10 protein-coding genes are annotated in these 18,924 nt (G+C 33.0%); 3 read left to right on the forward strand and 7 right to left on the reverse strand.

The window, feature by feature from the left end; all coding sequences use genetic code 11:
- A complete protein-coding gene (locus ACREVX_RS09620) occupies positions 1-1,797 on the reverse strand; it encodes a sensor histidine kinase (RefSeq protein ID WP_431543971.1) in 1,797 nt (598 codons plus the stop codon).
- Between the two features lie 143 nt (positions 1,798-1,940).
- Positions 1,941-3,422: a cardiolipin synthase gene (gene cls, locus ACREVX_RS09625; protein ID WP_431543972.1), complete on the reverse strand. Its 1,482-nt coding sequence runs from the start codon at positions 3,420-3,422 to the stop codon at positions 1,941-1,943.
- A 222-nt stretch (positions 3,423-3,644) separates the two neighbouring features.
- On the opposite strand from cls, the gene ACREVX_RS09630 reads away from it, so the two are divergent.
- Positions 3,645-4,337 carry a YczE/YyaS/YitT family protein gene (locus tag ACREVX_RS09630; RefSeq protein ID WP_431543973.1) on the forward strand — a complete coding sequence of 231 codons (693 nt, stop codon included), beginning with the start codon at positions 3,645-3,647 and terminating at the stop codon, positions 4,335-4,337.
- Positions 4,338-4,387: 50 nt separating this feature from the next.
- Here ACREVX_RS09630 and ACREVX_RS09635 read toward each other — a convergent pair whose 3' ends face one another.
- From ACREVX_RS09635 to ACREVX_RS09645, 3 genes are all read right to left on the reverse strand, one after another.
- Positions 4,388-4,864, reverse strand: coding sequence for a CBO0543 family protein (locus ACREVX_RS09635; RefSeq protein ID WP_431543974.1), 477 nt, complete (start codon positions 4,862-4,864; stop codon positions 4,388-4,390).
- 45 nt (positions 4,865-4,909) lie between these two features.
- On the reverse strand, positions 4,910-6,172 hold the full coding sequence (locus ACREVX_RS09640; protein ID WP_431543975.1) for a hypothetical protein: 1,263 nt from the start codon (positions 6,170-6,172) through the stop codon (positions 4,910-4,912).
- Positions 6,173-6,361: 189 nt separating this feature from the next.
- Positions 6,362-7,606, reverse strand: coding sequence for an L-lactate MFS transporter (locus ACREVX_RS09645; protein ID WP_431543976.1), 1,245 nt, complete (start codon positions 7,604-7,606; stop codon positions 6,362-6,364).
- Between the two features lie 400 nt (positions 7,607-8,006).
- Between ACREVX_RS09645 and ACREVX_RS09650 the strand changes: the two genes are divergently transcribed.
- The gene (locus tag ACREVX_RS09650) at positions 8,007-15,326 is read left to right on the forward strand and encodes an isopeptide-forming domain-containing fimbrial protein (protein WP_431543977.1); all 7,320 of its coding nucleotides are present in this window, start codon (positions 8,007-8,009) and stop codon (positions 15,324-15,326) included.
- Between the two features lie 115 nt (positions 15,327-15,441).
- Here the strand turns inward: ACREVX_RS09650 and ACREVX_RS09655 are convergent, their stop codons facing one another.
- Positions 15,442-15,978, reverse strand: coding sequence for a DUF4489 domain-containing protein (locus ACREVX_RS09655; RefSeq protein ID WP_431543978.1), 537 nt, complete (start codon positions 15,976-15,978; stop codon positions 15,442-15,444).
- 201 nt (positions 15,979-16,179) lie between these two features.
- Positions 16,180-16,629, reverse strand: coding sequence for a sensor histidine kinase (locus ACREVX_RS09660; protein ID WP_431543979.1), 450 nt, complete (start codon positions 16,627-16,629; stop codon positions 16,180-16,182).
- A 555-nt stretch (positions 16,630-17,184) separates the two neighbouring features.
- On the opposite strand from ACREVX_RS09660, the gene aspD reads away from it, so the two are divergent.
- The gene (gene aspD, locus ACREVX_RS09665) at positions 17,185-18,831 is read left to right on the forward strand and encodes an aspartate 4-decarboxylase (protein WP_431543980.1); all 1,647 of its coding nucleotides are present in this window, start codon (positions 17,185-17,187) and stop codon (positions 18,829-18,831) included.
- Positions 18,832-18,924 lie beyond the last annotated feature (93 nt).

Genomic DNA, 18,924 nt, shown 5'->3' on the forward strand with positions numbered 1-18,924 from the left:
CTATATTTCCTCCGCAGGTATTATTATTTCAACTGAAGTTTCTTTAAAAGGCTCACTTCTAAGATTAATGCTACATTCTTCTCCATAATTTAGCTTTAATCTCTGATATACATTTTTTAACGCATATCCCTCTGATTCAGTTACGTTGTCTTGTAAAGATTTCCTAATAACTTCAATATTCATTCCTCGCCCATTATCCTTAACCACTAGGATAATATTATTTTCCCTCACTTTCACATCTATAATTATATTTCCCCTATAGTCAATATCATTGAATCCATGAAGCAACGAATTTTCCACAAATGGCTGAAGGATAGTCTTTACGATATAGTATCTAGATATGTCCCCTTGTATATTAATTACATAATCAAATTTTCCCTTATACATGTTACTTTCCAAATATAAATAATTTCTTACATGTTCAATCTCGCTTTCAACTTGAATCTTATCTCGACCCTTGCTTAACCCAATTCTTAAGAGCTTAGACAATGAAATTATCATTTCACTTACCTCTTGATTTTCTCCTAGCTTTGACTTCCAATATATTGAGTCTAAAGTATTATATAGAAAGTGAGGATTTATTTGCGCTTGAAGCGCTCTTATTTCTGCTTTAGATTTTTGCTTTTGTTCTTCTTTAGTCTTTTCACGTTCAAGTCCAAGATCCTTTATTAAAGATTGTATCTCGTCTAACATTCCATTAAAACTTTCTCCAAGTTGCCCTATTTCATCTGAATAGTTGTTTTTAAATCTGGAATCTAATTCCCCACTCTGAACTTTTAAAATAGTATTCCTCAATCTATAAATAGGTTTTGTTATAGTTGATGCCACACGTATTGACATCATTCCTGCAAAACTTATGGTAAATAACCCAATTAATAAAATTGTTATCTGCAAACTATTCACATCTTTAAGTAGTTCCGATTCTGGCTGAACCATTATGGTTTTCCATCCATTTATTGCTACAACGGCATAGTTTACATAAAGCTTTTGGTTATTATAATTATACTTAAAATACCCGCTACTATTATTTAGTTTGTACAGAAAATTTTTATCTTTTAATAATGGTGCATAGTCCTTAGCATCAACAGATGTGACAACGCTTCCATCAGTATTAAGTAAAAATATACTTCCTTTATTATTTGAACTAATGTCTTCTAAGCTTGCTTTAAACGCATTTTCTTTTAAATTAAGTACCAGTACTGCCTTATCATAAACTCCATCTATTGTTGTACCTAATACAACAGGTATTACGTCGGAATTGTTATCAAAAACAACATCATGACAACCAGATTGCCAGGAAATAATGTGATTTATTTGATAACCTTTATAAAGATTAGATTTAGTAAAATCAAATCCTGTTCTTACCTTGTTATTATTTTCATGAAATACACCGTTGGTAGTATACAGAAAAATAGAATCCACAAATGTATCTTTTAACCTAGTTTGCTGGAATAGACTTTGCATGGTGGTTGATTCTATTGCATAGCTGTGATTTGGATTCCATAATATATTATTTAATGACAACTTAAAAGCTTGATCTTGAAAAATACCTTGAGTTAAGTTAATTATTTTAGTAAGTTTTTCATCATAATACTTTACTAGCTGTACAGTTATCTCATGTGTTTCATTATAGCTTTTTTGTAACACTATATCCTTAGATTGTATGTACAGAAAGAATAATGTACTTGCTGTTGACACTGAAATCAATAATGTTGTAGCTAAAGCTATTTTATTCCTTAGTTTTAAATTTTTAAAATGTTCAATACTCCTTTTTAAAAAAATTGATACAGTAGTCATTACACACCTCCCTTAATAATAATGTTTTCATTATACTACCATATTATAAAGCATTCCTTGCTTTAACAAACTACTATTGCCACCTAATACGTCTACTAATATATAAGCAAATGGTAGCGTTAAATGATAACATATCCTATATTTTAAGCAATTGGTGCAATAAACTGCCAAATAGATTCATAAATTTTCTTCCATAACCCTCTCTTAGAATAAGTTTCCATATCGAATATTGTACAGTCTTTTATATCATTTAAAAATATATCCCTGCATTTAATTGCAAATTCATTATTATATATAAATGCATTGACCTCATAATTAAGACTAAAACTTCTAATATCAATGTTTGCAGTCCCTACTGTTGAAACATGATCATCTATAACAAGTGTTTTTGCATGAAGAAAACCTGAGTGCAGATATACCTTTACACCAACCTTTAAGAGTTTAGCCACATTTAATAAAGAAACTGCATAAATAGATTTTTTATCTGGTACTCCTGGAAGCATGATTCTCACATCAACACCACATTCTGCAGCGACCCTAAGAGATTCCAATATAGTTTTATCCGGAATAAAATATGGTGTCTGAATATATAAATATTTTTTTGCGCTAGTAATCATTTTAACATAACCATCTTTTATAGAGTCATTTCGACTACTAGGACCACTTGAAAGTATTTGTACTCCTATAGTCCCTTCTTCAATGGGACTATAAAAACTTTTTAATAACTTTTCATCAAACATAAATTTAGCTCTATTTTTCTTTCCAAAACTTTGATTTTGCAAAAATACCAAATCAGACCAAAACCTTGTTTGAAGCGAAAGTACACTGTATCCAGTCAAACGTATTGTTGTATCTCTCCATGGTTTATTTATCTTTTTCAGGCCAAAATATTCGTCTCCCACATTAATCCCACCAGTATGAGCAATTTTACCATCCACAATAACTAGTTTTCTATGCAGCCTGTAATTGATAAATAAAAAGCTTTTTAACATTGATGGCAAAAATCTGTATACATGAGCACCAGCTTCTTTAAGCTTCTTAAAATCACGCATATAAGTATGTAAAGAACCAATGGTGTCATATATTAACGTTACTTTTACTCGCTGACTTGCCTTTTCTATTAAAAGACTGATAAATTCTTTACCAATACTATCTCGTGCATTAAAGATATAATACATTACTTCAATACTCTTAGTTGCATTTTTAATATCTTCAAATATTCGAGAAAAATTTTCTTGTGCATTTATTAAAAGTTCTACATCATTATTTTGAGTAAAATAGCACATTGTATTTTTTGAGTTCATTGTTATCAAATCTCTATATTTTCGAGTTTCCTCTTCTGTAAAATGTATTTTATCAACATCAATGTCATCAATTTGTTTTTCAAGTACTTTACTGTACTTTTCTTCTATTTCACTCATACCATATTTTTTTGACATAACACGCATTCTATAATTACTACCAATAAAGAAATAAAGAATAAAACCCACATAAGGTAAAAAATAGAATACTAATAGCCATGCGAATATAACCCTCGTGTCACTTCGTTTTACAAAAATTAGTGATAAAACATATATAGTATTAATTATATACATAAGTATTAAAAAAATAGTTGATAAATTCATGTTACCTACAACTCCCTTTTGTAAATATGAACTATAAAATAACTTCTATATATAATTATACAGAAAAAGTACAGAACTTGTCCACTTTGTAATATTAAGTTGACAACATGATATATTTGTATTAATATGAACATAATTGAAAGTAAACGAAATCAAATGAAGTAACATATAACATAAACGCACATTAAGCAATTATAAAATATGAAAAAAAGGATGAAGAAAATGACTAAAAAACTAAATCTAATTAAAAGAATAATTCTATTTTTTATAGGGATGAGTATAATACAGATTGGAGTAGCTTTGTTTCTAAAAACTAATATTGGTTCTGATCCATTTACTATATTTACTCAAGGATTAGCATTTTCATTAAATAGAACACCTGGAAATGCTAATATGATTATTTTATTTATATTGTTTTGCATAATACTTTTAGTTGAAAGAAAGCGCATTAAAATAGGAACAATAATATGCGTAGTCGGAGTAGGACCCATTATTGACCTTGGAGTAAAGGCTGTTTCATTTTTTCCAATTGAATCTTTAAATATTGGTATAAAAATACTTTTAGTTATATTAGGCTGTATTTTAATTTCAATTGGATTTTCTATACTTGCAGCCAGTAATCTAGGTGTTGCACCTAATGATATTATACCATTTATTATAAAAGATAAAACTAATTTACAATATCGTTGGATTCGTATGGTATTAGATATTAGCTTTGTAATAATGGGCTTTGCACTCGGCGGAGTATTTGGTATAGGTACAATAATACCAGCATTATTAATAGGTCCATTTATACAATTTTGTATCCCATATGGAGAAAAGTTTGTAAATTCAATTATTAATAATCAAGTTGAAGGCGAAGCTAAGGATGAAGAACAGGTAACTTTAAGAGTGCCCCAAAGTGAAAGTAACTAGTAGCTGAATTGATATAGTGTTACTTTCAGAATATTAATATATTAACACACCTATTCTATTTTAGCTTTTATTTTAAAGAACCATACAAAATATGTTCTAGTACAGTAAGAAGTAATAAAAAGTGTAATCCAGGTTATATACCAAGTCCAATGTATGTATTTTAAAATATTTGTATATTTTTCTACGTATATTTCTACAATTGTAATTGCAGTACAGTAATAGCAATAGTACATAAACTGACCAAAGGCTTTTTTCTCTTGGGGATAGTTAACATTGAACATTGCACAAAGAGAAGGATATATAAAATATTCAAAGGTAAAACTTGATTTATTGGCATATGGAAAAAGCCTAACTGGATATTCTATAAGTTTATATTGCACTACAGTTAAACCAAGTACCCATGTAATAACTTGTTTGAAGTGAAATGCAACAAGTGCTTCTCGAATTTTGTTTTTAGGGATAAACTTGAATAACAAGCCTATTATTATAATCCATCCAATAATTTCCAATATATAATCTCTGTTCATAGTTAATCCCTCCCGTAGCAATGTGATTGATAATAGTAATATAAGTTATATGTTGATATGGTCTGATTTACCAACACCAAGTGCATGATTTGACCAAAGTGTATCTGTCACCATTTCTGCTTTGATTCCTTTACAATCAATTATAACAACAACCTCTGGTTCTTTCTTACTTTCCCTTCTATTTAAATACTTTTTTAGAACAATTAACTTTATTGCAAAACCTGTACTAAAACCAAATAACAAACCAATTAGTCCCCACCATACAGGCCCCCACTTTAGAACAAAACCATATACACTTCCAAAAATCATAAATATCGCACCTAGTACTGCAGCCAAATCCAATAAACTTACGCTATCAGAATGATGGATAGAATCAATAAGATTTATTTTTTCATTTGATTTGTCTACTGGAACAACAAATATATTTTCTTTTTCTACGCCTTTCATTTGTAGTGAAGTAAGTGCTAATTCCAGATTTACTGAATAATCAAATGTAGATATTATATACATGTTATCACCTTTATTTCCTCTCTCTTTATCTGGCATATGAAAGCTTTTGCTTTGATAATTTATTCTAAGAAATTTAGATTGCTCCCAATCATACAAATTATTTCCTTCTACGCAATTCGTATAGGCATCATACATTGCATACACATAAATAGAAGGAATATTTAATAACCATTGCCAATCGACAACAGACTTAGCCATAGCAAATTGACCCAATAATGAATACTGAATTGCTGGAAGTAGTTTGGAAAGATATACTACAACTATTACCCAAATATATATAAAAGCCGCTACGACAATTCTATGAATATAGAGTTGGCCTGATCCAGGGCTAATTAATGACCATACAGCAGCTACCCATGGCGTCCTTTTATCTAAGAAATTAATTTCTAATGCTCCTATGTGAAAGGGTACAATTACTGCATCCTCCCTCGCTGCTAAGATAAAATTATTATTTAAATCAACTGTAGATTGATAACTGTCATAAATAGCAAAAATATATGTTGGAATATAAAGTAATGCATAATTAATATCAATTATATCTTTCGCCATATCAATTTTACCTGTTAAGGAATATAAAATTGCAAGGTTAATGTGTGCGCTATAATTTATAAATACCTCCCATAAAAATAAAAGAAATCCTCTTAAATATTTTGATAAAAGAAGATGACCTAATCCTGGAAAAGCCGCAGCCCAGCACGCAACTATATAGGGATTTCTTAAATGAATGGTTGTTGTACCAGTTAAACTTACATATGCTCTTTTCCTACGTGGTGTGCTATTACATTTACTATTATCCATTTTCAAACCCCATTAAAATAAATTTAAATATATTGTTTATACATTTTATAAAATATATACCATAATATAAACATATCCTAATACTTATATTTCTATACATATAATCAATAACCACTGAAATGAAGTACAAGTAAAAAAAACCCTAAAATTAAATATAGGGTTTTTATAATACATTATTAGGAGTATAAGTTATATACTAGCTTGATTTAATTGACTTTGTTTCTTTAATAGTTTTTTAATAACAAATGTAAAAATAATACCTGCAATATTCATAATAGCAACTATTAAGAACGCTGTTCCATATTCTCCACCACTTGCCTCTTTCACCATAGCTGCAAGTCTAGGCCCAACAAACGCTGCCAAACCAAATGCAGTAAACATCACTCCATAATTTACACCTATATTTTTAGACCCAAAATTATCCGCTGTTACTGATGGAAATATACCCAAAAATCCTCCGAAACTTAATGCTATACCACACACAGCTACTACAAATACACCAGTTGTTTTTGCTCCAGACAATAAGATAAGCATTCCACTACTTAAAATATACATACCTAAGATCGCGTTATATCTTCCAATTTTATCAGAAACCGATCCCCAGAATATTCTACCACCGCTGTTCGCAAATGCTAATACACTTACTATTACTGCTGCTACTTGAGGTGTTAGCCCGATTTTCTCTTGAGCTATGGGAGAAGCATGACCTATAATCATTAGTCCTGAGATACATCCGATTGTATACATAATCCATAAAACATAAAACTTTACATCTTTCACCATTTGACCAGGGGTCATATCAACAGTTACTGTTGCAATTGCAGTTGGACTTAATACCTTTGGCACCCAGCCTTCTGGCTTCCATCCTGCTTCGGGGGCCTTCATTGCAAATGAACATGCAACAATACATAACATAAAAACAAATCCTAAAATTTTAAATGTGGAAAGCACTCCAAAATTTTCAATTAAAGAAACAGACAATGGCGCAAATAAAACTGCTCCAGAACCAAAACCTGCTGCAACTAATCCTCCAGCTAGTCCCCGTTTATCAGGAAACCACTTTACAGTGTTTGCAATTGTGCATCCATAAACTGTACCTATTCCTAATCCCCCTAATACTCCATAAGTTAGATAAAGAACAGTTAATGAACTTGTAAATCCTGATAATATTACTCCTGCTCCAAAAATTAATCCGCCTACTAATGTTACCTTCTTTGGTCCCCTTTTATCCTGAATTCTTCCAGCTACAATCATTGCAAAAGGTACTAAACATAGGTTAATAGTAAACGTAAGAGATGCTTGTGTAGTTTGCCATCCAAACATTTCTATTAAAGGTTTTTGAAATACACTCCATGCATATGCTGAACCAATACATAAATTCATAAAAATACTTGCTATCAGTACTATCCAACGATTTGTTTGTTTTTGTTTCATTGCTATTACATCCTTTCTACATTTTATTATTTTGTAAAATACATTAGAGTGAACGTTTTTCTCCTTTCTAATTAAATACTTTAAAATGCTTTAATCACTCCAGTATTTTCGTATTTACACAACCTAGATTCTCAAATAGTAGTTAGTAGGAATCGTTTTCATCACAACAAAACAAAAAATAGTAATTCGGGGCTAACAATCATACTCTTTGGTGCTAAAATCGTAGCCTCACTCACCTCCATATTATATTGATAATAATATATCACACTTTAGTAAATTTTAAAAGAGATTTATTTATTCTATTTTTGCATCTTATATAAAGCTTATACAAGCACTGATTTAACTTCACAAGAATACTATATACTGTAACTTTTATAATAAACCTAAGGAAGTGTTTTTTATGGCAATAACTCCTGCTGATTTTAACGCAAGTATATCACCCTCGCCAATAAGTGTGACGGTGGGATTTACTGGCAATGTTAATTTATCTTTTTCGAATACAAGCCTCACTGAGAGAGGTTATAACCTGAAAGCAACACTTACGGTGCCTGATGGGGTTTCTTATGATGGTGGCGCTATACCTCCAACATCAATTGTAGATGGACCAGGCGGCACGCTTATTCTTACTTGGATAAATATAAAAGATTTGGCACCCAATGAGATTGGATACCAGCTTGGTGTCGTACTAAAAGCGGATGAATTCTTTAGGGCTACTGGATTACCAGTTCCTTTTGATGTCCCTTTGACAAGCGTTGACCTTATAGGAACGGTAGATACCCTTCCAAGAGGAAATGATGATCCTGGAAATGTTGAAATAAATAAATTTGATTCATCTACATTTATACCACTTAGATACACTCTTACAAAAGCTGCTCCAGGGAAAATTCCAAAAGGAGCTGGACTTTTAAGTCCTATTACTGCACCTCTTTGGCCATACCAATATACTTTAACAATTGAGAATAACAGCCGCGAGCCATCCACAGTAACTTTAATTGATGACCTTCCAAATGGAGTGAGATACCTTAATGCTCTTTTGGTAACTGGACCAGACAGTGTTGCACTTTCATCGCCTACAGTAACTATTCCATCAGCCGGTCCAGGATGTCAAGATTTCGTAACCATAGACTGGGGAACTGTGGAATTGTCACCATTTAGCGAAAATACAATCGTATTTGATGCAGCGATTTGGGATAACTATACAGTAGGTTGTACTGAGAACAGCGGCGGGAAAATTCCCCATATGGCACCAATGCAAAATACTGCTACATTAACTGGATTATCTGGACCAGTTCAGGGGATAACTGTGACTAGTGCTATGGATATAACAATAGATAAAAGTGCAGAACCGTCACCTGTTACAGATGTTGCTGTAACCAATAATTATACATTGACTTATAGAGTGAATCAATATGATAATGTAGGAAATGTTATTATCACAGATACGATAAGTGATGGTCAGGAGTATAATGTAGGCTCTGCATCTTTATTACCAGTTAATCCTAATCCACCAAGAAATATTGATGGAACAACAACCTTAACCTGGAACTTAGGCCTCTTAACTACAGGTACAACAGGAAGTATTACTTTTAATACTACAACAAGCACCAATTACTTTTTAGGTGGTCCAGTAGTTGCTGCAGATGGATTAAGTAACGATGTTATTATTAATGGAATAAATCAGACAACTATAACACCTACGCCTGATAGTTCTAGTGCAAGTTTAGGAATAGCAGTTTCAAGTATTAAAAAGGAAATAATAAACTATTTTTATAAAGACGGAACCCCTAAAACAAGCGATGTAGTTGCTCCCGGAGATGGGGTGGAATTTAGAATCACTTATAGTGCTGTAGGAATAACTGCAGAGCAACGAGATATCCAAGTAGATGAATATGCACCACCGAATATGGGACCTTTAACCGCTGCACTTCCTGTAACTTATGGTGGAACCCTTGGAACTTCATTTGCACCTGTTACTGTGGCCCCAAATGGACTAAGATGGTTTTTAGGAACAGTGCCTGGTAACACCTTGTGGACTGCTGATTTTATTATTTCAGTAGCCAATATTGATTTTGTAGGAGTAAATAATAACCTTGCAAAACTTGCAGGTATAAATACACAAGGGTTTGCATATAGCAGTCGAGATCAAGTAGAGGTGAAATTTGGTCAGCCTAATATAACCTTTGCTAAAACTGTTACTGGACCAAATGTAAACGCTATAAAGGCGGGTGAAAATTACACCTATTCCGTTACAATTTCTAATCCACAAAACTTGACTGGGAATGTAACAGACGCCTTTGAGATGGATTTTACAGATGTAATACCTACAGGACTTATTTATACAGGGACCTATAGTGTTACAGGTACAGGAACCCATACCACTCCTATATTTACTGGGCAAAATGTATCCATGACAATTAATAAACTTGCTCCTGGCGAGAGTTTAACTTTAAACTATACTGTTTTAGTATCACCAACTGTTGTTAGCGGACAAAGCTATATTAATAATGCAGTGCTTCAAAGACCATATTCACAGCCAGATAGATCCTACCAGTTTCCAGGAGCACCATTTACGACTTCAGCAACTTTAAAAGCTTTAGGAATTACTATGACAAAGCTTGTAGCACCTATTTTAGCAAAAATAGGGGATATAGTTACTTATATACTCCAGGTAAAAATTCCTCTTGGAACTACTGCTTTTAATGTGAAAGTAACTGATAATTTTCCTATAGCTACTCAAAATTTTATAGGCAATGCAACTAAGGATGGACTACCAATAGTACCAACGGTTGTTGGAGGATTAGTAACTTTTCCAACTATTCCTTTTGTTGATGCAACAGCTGATGCTGTGACTATAATTTATTCTTTTGATGTTAGAGTTGTAAATGGGACTAATGTTACACCATTTATTGATAATCAAACTGATAATGCAACTGTAGCATGGGACATTGATAATGTAGGAACTCCAGCCGTGCCATTTAATATTTCAGCAATCCTTCAAGTAAGAACACCTAACCTTATTGGTAGGAAAGAGCAAAGAAATGTTACAAGTGGAGGAGCTTTTACAACAACAAACGTGAACTATAATGTGGGGGATGTTATTCAGTATAGAATTACGGTAACAAATACTGGAGCTGAATCAGCATTTAACTCAGTTATAACAGATATACTAAATCCACTTTTATCCTTTAATGCAGGTTCTATTATCACAACCAATGGATCAGCCTCTGCACTAGCCAGTACTATTACCTGGAATATACCTGTTATTGCTGCAGGAGCTAGTGATACTATTACGTTTAATGTAACTACACTTACTGGAGTAGGTGCTGATGGGCGAATTCCAGATAATGCATCGTTTATATATAACACAAATAATAACGGCTTTGGTGTAAGTTATGGGCCAGCAATCACAAATACAGTTCAGCTCGTAGCTCAAGCTATAACAATTTTAAAGACCGCATCGCCTACTCAAGGAGAAATTGGGGATAATATCACCTATACAATAGTCTTTACCGTGCCTAATGGAACTATAGCCTATACACCTATATTAACAGATATATTACCGGTTGGTCAGACATATATAGGACCGGCAACAAGGCAAGATGGAGTAGGCCCAATAGTAGGAGTAGTGCCTACCGTAGTAGGACAGATTATCACTTTTCCAACTAACCCTAATATAGATGCAAGCTTAGGTACAAGGACGCTTACCTACACATTTATTGCAAGAATAACTAGTGCTACACAAAGCGCACCTTTTCAGGAGACTCAAACGGATACAGCAAATATTAACTGGGGACGAACACCCGTTGGTAATCGAGTAAATAGGACGTCTACTGCTAATGTTACTGCAAGGACTCCTAATATTACTATATTAAAAGAGCAAAGGAATGTAAGTACTGGTGGAAGTTATACAACCTCAAATATTGTAGGCTTTCCAGGAGATATTATTTATTACAGATTTACAATAACCTCAAATGGAGCTTCTCCTGCTTTTAATATCAATTTAACTGATATACTCAGCAGTAAAATAACTTTTATAGGGGGAATATCTGGACCTACTGCAGGCACAGTTACACCTCCATTACCAGGTCCTGGTGGAACATTAGCTTGGAATATACCTCAATTAAATAATGGTTCAAATGCAGTTTATGAATTTCAAATAAGTATAAATAACGGAATAGGTGCTGGTGACAGCATACCAGATAGTGCAACTTCTACCTATGATTCTAATGATGTAAATCCAATAATTTATAACCAAAATTCAAATCAGGTTATTATAGATGTGCCTTTAATTGCATTTGCGAAAACGGCTAATACTAGCGTAGCAGCTTTAGGAAGCACAATAAGCTATACTCTAACAGTAACAATTCCAAGTGGCGTAGCTGTAAACAATTTAACATTTACAGACGTTATACCAGCTGGGCAAAATTATGTACCAGGAACATTTGGTGGAGTACCACTACCATTAGGTGTACTTGTAGCATCACCAAACCAATTGATTTATACAGATAATCTACCTTCAAGGGTTGGACCATTAGCTTTAATTTATACCTTTGATACCACTGTAATAAGCGCTACTACAGTACCGCCATATACTCAAACGCAACGCAATATGGCAGATGTAGTATGGGATATTACGCCACTTGGACCTAGTGCAACTGTAAGTGATTTTAATCACGTAGAAATACGTACACCTCATATTGTTGCATTAAAAGAGCAGAGAAATGTAACTACTGGAGGTAGTTTTACAACGGCTCCTCTTTTAGGTATAGCTGCTTTAGATGTAGTAGAATACAGAATAACACTTACAAATGATGGAGCAGGAGATGCATATAATGTAGTTACTACAGATACTTTAGACCCGTCTTTAAGTTATCTTAGTTTGACAAGTGTATCTGCAGGAGTGGTAACCCCTCCTGGACCCAATGTTAATTGGACAATTAACCCTGGTCCGATTATTGCAGGAACGTCGGAGAGTCTTGTGTTCCAGGTTACAGTAAACGTAGGCCCGGCACCGGGCAGCGCTGTATTTGATCAAACTTCAACCTTATTTGATACCCTTGATACCAATCCTACTACATTGGGACCAGCATTATCCAATGAGGTTGCATTTAACTTCAATAATCTTGAGATTATAAAAAGTGTAGATAAAAATGCTGTGTTTATTGGTGATATCGTAAGTTACACCGTGGCAGTGACTGTTCCTTTAGGAAATATCGCATATAATGTTAAAATTACAGACACATTCCCTCCAGAACAGACTTATAACCCTGGAAGTTTAAGAGTAGATGGTGTTCTCACGGTCCCAGTAACAACAAGTCCTTTGGTAACACCAATAATCCCAATAATTGACGCGACTGCAGCTGCAGTAATAGTGCTCTATACTTTCTCTGCAACTGTTAATAGTATAGCTGCAGGCCCTCAGCAGGCTCAAGTTGATACTGCAACAGTTAGCTTGACATTAGATCCTGCGGGGCTCAATCCAGGAACACCTAAGAGTAGTAATGCCACAGTCTATGTTACAGATAGTGATATTACTCTTGTTAAAACTCAGAGTAATAATATAGCAGGCCCATATGTTCAAACCCCAATTGAGACCTCAGTGGGTAGTTTAATATACTATAAGCTATCAGTTACAAATCCCGGACCAAACACTGTATTTAATGTAGTGGTTAATGATACCTTTAATCCACTTTTGCAAATAATTTCAGTTACTAATAGTGTTGGTGCTTCATTAATAACAGGGAACAACTTGGAATGGGCAATAAGCTCTATTCCTATATTAACAACTTACAATGCTATAGTAACAGCTTTGGTTTTACCTGGTGGAGGTTCTGAAAGCACAATTCCAAATTTCTTTACAGCAGTGTTTGATGCCGAAAATCCACCACCAGAAATTGAGTATGGACCTAAAACTTCAAATACAGTTTTAGCAGATTTGCCTCCAATCCAATTTACTAAGACAGTTTCTAGTAGTAATGTGGAGCTAGGAGATATTATAACCTATACGTTATCAGTAATTGTGCCAAATGGAACAATAGCCTATAATGTTGTAGTTTCAGATATTTTGCCTCCTGATCAGAATTATTTAGGGAATGCATTTATAGGTGGAAATCCAGTGATCCCTTCGCAAGTTGGGCAAACTATTACTTTCCCAGCATTACCAATTATTGATGCAACAGCTGGAGAAGTAACACTTGAGTTCACTTTTGATGCAAGGGTAGTAACAGGCAATACGTCACCACCATATACACAGATTCAGAGTGATAATGCTATTATTAACTATGAAACAGACCCTCAAGGTACTCCAGGAACACCCTTAACAGCAACCTTGGATATTACAGTAAATAATCCATCATTGTCTGTAATAAAAGCTCAAAGTAATGTTACTCTGAGGACAGGATTCACGACAATACCAATTTCAGTTAATACTGGGGATATAGTAAGGTTTCAACTGGAAGCAACAAGTTCAGGGGCTTCACCTGCTTATAATGTAGTTATAACAGATGTGCTTGGACCTTTTTATCAGTTTGTAGGAATAGAACACATTTCAGCGGGAACTGTAACTTACAATGCCCTTACCAGAACTGTTACATGGGTGATTGATGTTATACCACCGAATACTGTATATCAATTGGAATTTGATATACAAGTACTTCCGGGAGTTGGAGCAGGAGGGTTTGATACAAATATTGCGACCTATGTTTATGATAGTAATATAACAACTCCAATCCAGTTTGGTCCTACTGATACAAATGAAGTACGACAGAATTACCCTCATATACAGATTACGAAAAGTTCTAATATAAACAATGCGGTTATAGGGGATGTGGTAACTTATACAGTTACGCTAACAATTCCAAGTGGCACTTTAGCGTATAATGTTCAGCTTTTTGATACCCTTGATCTAGAGCAACAATACAACGATAATGCTACATTAAATGGTGTGCCTGTAATCCCTGATTCCGTTGACGGGCAATTAATAACTTTCCCTGTAATCCCATTTGTAGATGCTACTTCTGGAGCAGTGATTTTTGTATATACTTTTGAAGCTATTATAGTCTCTGCAAATGTTGATCCTATAACACTTATTGAAACACAAATTAATGTAAGTAATGTAAGTTGGTTTATAGACCCAAACACACCTGCCGAACCTCAGAGTGCTACGGCGCAGGTAAATGTTACTGATAGTTCAATTCAAATAACTAAACTTCAGAGAAATGTATCTAGGGAAGATAGTTTTACTGATATGCCTATAAGTGGGAATCCAAATCAGACCGTAGAGTATAGCTTAACTGTTACTAATAATGGAGCTAACCCTGTTTATAATGTAATCATTACAGATGTTTTATCAAATGGCTTATCATTTGTCGGTGCTGTATCTGTTCCAGTAGGAACGTTAATTCATAGTGGTGGCAGCACTAATGGTGTGGTTACTTGGTCTTTTAGCCCATTAAATCCAGGTGATACGGTTACTGCTGTATTCTCAGCAACAATTGTAAGCAATGCAACAGGGACTATTCAAAATTTAGGATCGGGAAATTTCACACTTAATCCTCAAGATCCAACCCGTTTCCAAGCACCAAATTCAAATGAAGTATTATTGAATGTATTACAACCAATAATACAAATTACAGGTTATGCATGTGCTACCATATTTACAAAATGCGGGAATAAATGTAATGATCCCGATTATCATAAAGAATGCCATAGAAAATACTAATGAATTTTATAGATTTATAATTAATAACTAAGTAAAAAATACCAGTTGAATTCTATTTTGAATTCAACTGGTATTTTAATTTTTTTATAATATATAAAAGTTATTTTAAATATTATTAACTGTAAGGTGTGGCTTCTACTATATAGGTACAACATTTACTTTTAAAAGTGTCTTGATCACATACAAAGAAAGAAAATACAGAATTAGTGTCTGTCGATAACCTATTTTTAAAAACCCATGCATTGCCTACTGGTACTCTTTCTTGGATATTTTTACAGAACTTAAATACTTGGAAAGTAAGATTTGTAATTGTAGCACCTACTGGATTAGTGATAGTAAATGTAAAATCAAGTTTAATTTCCGGGTCGTCTAAGCATAAAGTATTAACGCAAACATTAGCAACTTTAACTGGTGTACCAGGAATTCCTGGTACTAATGGAAGTTGTACTTGTGTTGACACAGGGTTTCCACATTTTAGAATTAGTTTATTTGTACAACAATCATTTGATACTTCGGTATGAGAGTCGCAGCAAGGAGTGACACACTTCTTTGGAATAGGATTTTTAGTGCATTCATCATCAGGTGCATGCCAATAATAATAATTCTTTTTATCCTCTATATAATGTGAAAAACAAACTTCATATTTTTTCATGACTTAACCTCCTAGCAGTAATAGTTTATAAAAACTGCTACTCTATAATATTCATATACTTGTATTAATGTTATAATAATTATATTTATTTTGCTACTAACAAAAGCAATGGCTAATTGTTTTAGAGTCAATCTAAAACAATTAGCCATCCCTTTGTTGTTTTCTATAAAAATTGCCACCTACAATATATGTAACAATTTTTTATATTCTTTCAAACTCACAACAAATACTTAGTACATCATCAATAATTTCAGCTGTTATAACTGCATTCATTTTTTCCACTAGTGTTTTTACAATAGAAAGTCCAAGTCCTGTCCCTTTTTCTGAGCGGGTTTTATCTGCCATGTAAAATCTATCAAAGATTTTTTCAACATCTTGTGAAGATAAATTTATTACTGTATTAGTGATTTTTAATAGAACCTTATTTGACTTAACTTCCAAGTAAATTGATACATTATCTCTTGAATATTTAATAGCATTACTTAACAGGTTTTCAATTATTCGCTCTATAGATTTTTTTTCGGCTATTATATAAATATTTTCATTTTGTATTTCTATGTTCGGTTGCAAATTTCTACGTGTAAAATCATTATATTTGCCAAGTAATGTTTCTTGCAATATATTAGCAATATTAATTTTTTCAAGTTTCATTTCAAAGTCTTGGGATTCAATTAGCGATAATTCATAAAAATCATTTTAATAAGCTTGGCTTACATTATATTTATCCTTTTGCAAAAGTATAGCTAACATGCTATTTATATAATTGTCATCTTCTACCACTAATATATTAATGTCCTTATTCATACTCCACCCCCTTGCAAAATTTATTCAATACTTAATCTTACAATTTTACACTACTTATTAAGTATACAACATAGTAGTTCCATATATATCTGTTATTTTTAAAAACCACTATATTCCATACTTGCAATGTAAGTTCTAATCATAGATAACTTTAATTTTTTACAATTATATATATAAATTTTATTTCCATATTACTGATTTTTTGAGTTACAAGTGCTAAACTGAAAAAAATTGACAAGAGGATAATTGAATGGTAAATTAATTATGCAACTGAGTACAGGATAAAAAATCACTTGTGTTGAATGCCATATTATAAGAAAAACAAAAGAAATAGTATAAGACTAAGAATAAAATATTATTAAGTCCAAATACTAAGTATAGTCCAATCTGAGGAGGTCGATTATGGATACACTTGATATCAAACGTAAAGAAATAGAACATATTTATGGTAAGGTAAGTCCATTTGAGCTTAAAGACGTATTAATTAACCTTGCAGAAGAATCAAAAGAAAAAGGTACCCACGCATTATTAAATGCAGGAAGAGGTAACCCCAACTGGACAGCAGCAACTCCTCGTGAAGCTTTTTTTACATTTGGTCTTTTTTCTGTTAAAGAAACGCGCAGAGTTTGGAACAATAACGATCTTGCTGGAATGCCAGAAAAATTTGGAATTGCAGATCGCTTTAATAATTTTATTAAAGAAAATTCTAGTTACCCCGGAACACAACTTCTTAAAAATATTATTGATTATGGAATAATGTCTAAAGGGTTTAATGCGGATGATTGGGTACATGAACTCACAGATGGTATAATTGGAGATAACTATCCACAGCCTGATAGAATGCTCACACATGTTGAAAAGGTCGTTTGCGATTATCTAGTTCAAGAATTGTGCTATGACGCTCCCCTAACTGATAAATTTAAATTATTTGCCGTAGAAGGTGCCACTGCGGGAATGTGTTACATATTTGATAGTTTGATTGCTAATAACATACTATCTATCGGTGATAAAGTTGCTCTTATGGCCCCTATATTTACACCTTATCTTGAAATTCCACATTTGCCTCGCTATAATTTTGATGTTGTAGAGATTTTAGCAAAAGATATGACCTCTGCCGGCAAGCACACATGGCAATATCCTAACTCAGAAATTGAAAAACTTAGGGATCCATCTATAAAGGCTTTGTTCATTGTAAATCCTAGTAATCCACCATCTGTAGCAATGAAACCTGAAACAATTACACTTTTAAAAAGTATAGTTAAAAAAGATAATCCTAATTTAATGATTATTTCAGATGACGTTTATGGTACTTTTGTTGATAATTTTCGTTCACTAGTAGCTGATTTGCCATATAACTCAATAGGGGTATATTCATTTTCTAAGTATTTTGGAGTAACAGGGTGGCGACTTGGTACTATTGCACTTTATGAAGATAATGTATTTGATAAATTGTTAAGAGAGTTACCTAAAGAGAAAAAAGAAAACGCACGGATTCGTTATTCAACATTATCCACAAGTCCTGAAAAAATTCCTTTTATAGATAGGATAGTAGCAGATAGCAGGCAGGTAGCACTAAACCATACTGCAGGTCTATCAACACCTCAACAAATACAAATGGCCTTTTTCTCGGTGTTTGCACTCCTTGATAAAGAAAACAAGTACAAACAACTTACAAAAGATATTTGCCGTGGAAGGCAAAAACTCTTATTTGAAGGTTTAGGTTTAGATTTAAGAAAAGATCCGTTCGATGCTTCATACTATACAGAATTTGATTTATTGGTGTGGGCATGTCATTATTATGGTGATGAGTTTGCAGAATACTTTCAAAAAAACTATAAACCAGTAGATATTCTTTTTAGACTAGCACAAGAATCTTCTATAGTGTTATTAAGCGGTGGTGGATTTCACGGCCCTGAATGGTCAATTAGAATATCGCTTGCAAACCTAGATGATAGGCACTATTCTGAAATTGGAAAAGTACTACACAAAATACTTGAGGAATGTGCAACCTCTTGGAAAAACCATCTAATTAATAATATACATAATTAATAAGGAGAGTGTTTTCATTGAAAAGCATTGATTTTTTTGTCGATTCATATATAATTATGATGTTAATGAATTTATTTTAACTACTACGCTTAA

The organism is Clostridium sp. (genome assembly GCF_050717545.1).
In the GTDB taxonomy this organism is placed as follows: Bacteria; Bacillota; Clostridia; order Clostridiales; family Clostridiaceae; genus Clostridium_AD.

Bases quoted from the DNA above. Each gene is read 5' to 3' on its own strand.
- ACREVX_RS09620 (WP_431543971.1), bottom strand. From the start codon at position 1,797: ATGACTACTGTATCAATTTTTTTAAAAAGGAGTATTGAACATTTTAAA.
- cls (WP_431543972.1), bottom strand. From the start codon at position 3,422: ATGAATTTATCAACTATTTTTTTAATACTTATGTATATAATTAATACT.
- ACREVX_RS09630 (WP_431543973.1), top strand. From the start codon at position 3,645: ATGACTAAAAAACTAAATCTAATTAAAAGAATAATTCTATTTTTTATA.
- ACREVX_RS09635 (WP_431543974.1), bottom strand. From the start codon at position 4,864: ATGAACAGAGATTATATATTGGAAATTATTGGATGGATTATAATAATA.
- ACREVX_RS09640 (WP_431543975.1), bottom strand. From the start codon at position 6,172: ATGGATAATAGTAAATGTAATAGCACACCACGTAGGAAAAGAGCATAT.
- ACREVX_RS09645 (WP_431543976.1), bottom strand. From the start codon at position 7,606: ATGAAACAAAAACAAACAAATCGTTGGATAGTACTGATAGCAAGTATT.
- ACREVX_RS09650 (WP_431543977.1), top strand. From the start codon at position 8,007: ATGGCAATAACTCCTGCTGATTTTAACGCAAGTATATCACCCTCGCCA.
- ACREVX_RS09655 (WP_431543978.1), bottom strand. From the start codon at position 15,978: ATGAAAAAATATGAAGTTTGTTTTTCACATTATATAGAGGATAAAAAG.
- ACREVX_RS09660 (WP_431543979.1), bottom strand. From the start codon at position 16,629: ATGAAACTTGAAAAAATTAATATTGCTAATATATTGCAAGAAACATTA.
- aspD (WP_431543980.1), top strand. From the start codon at position 17,185: ATGGATACACTTGATATCAAACGTAAAGAAATAGAACATATTTATGGT.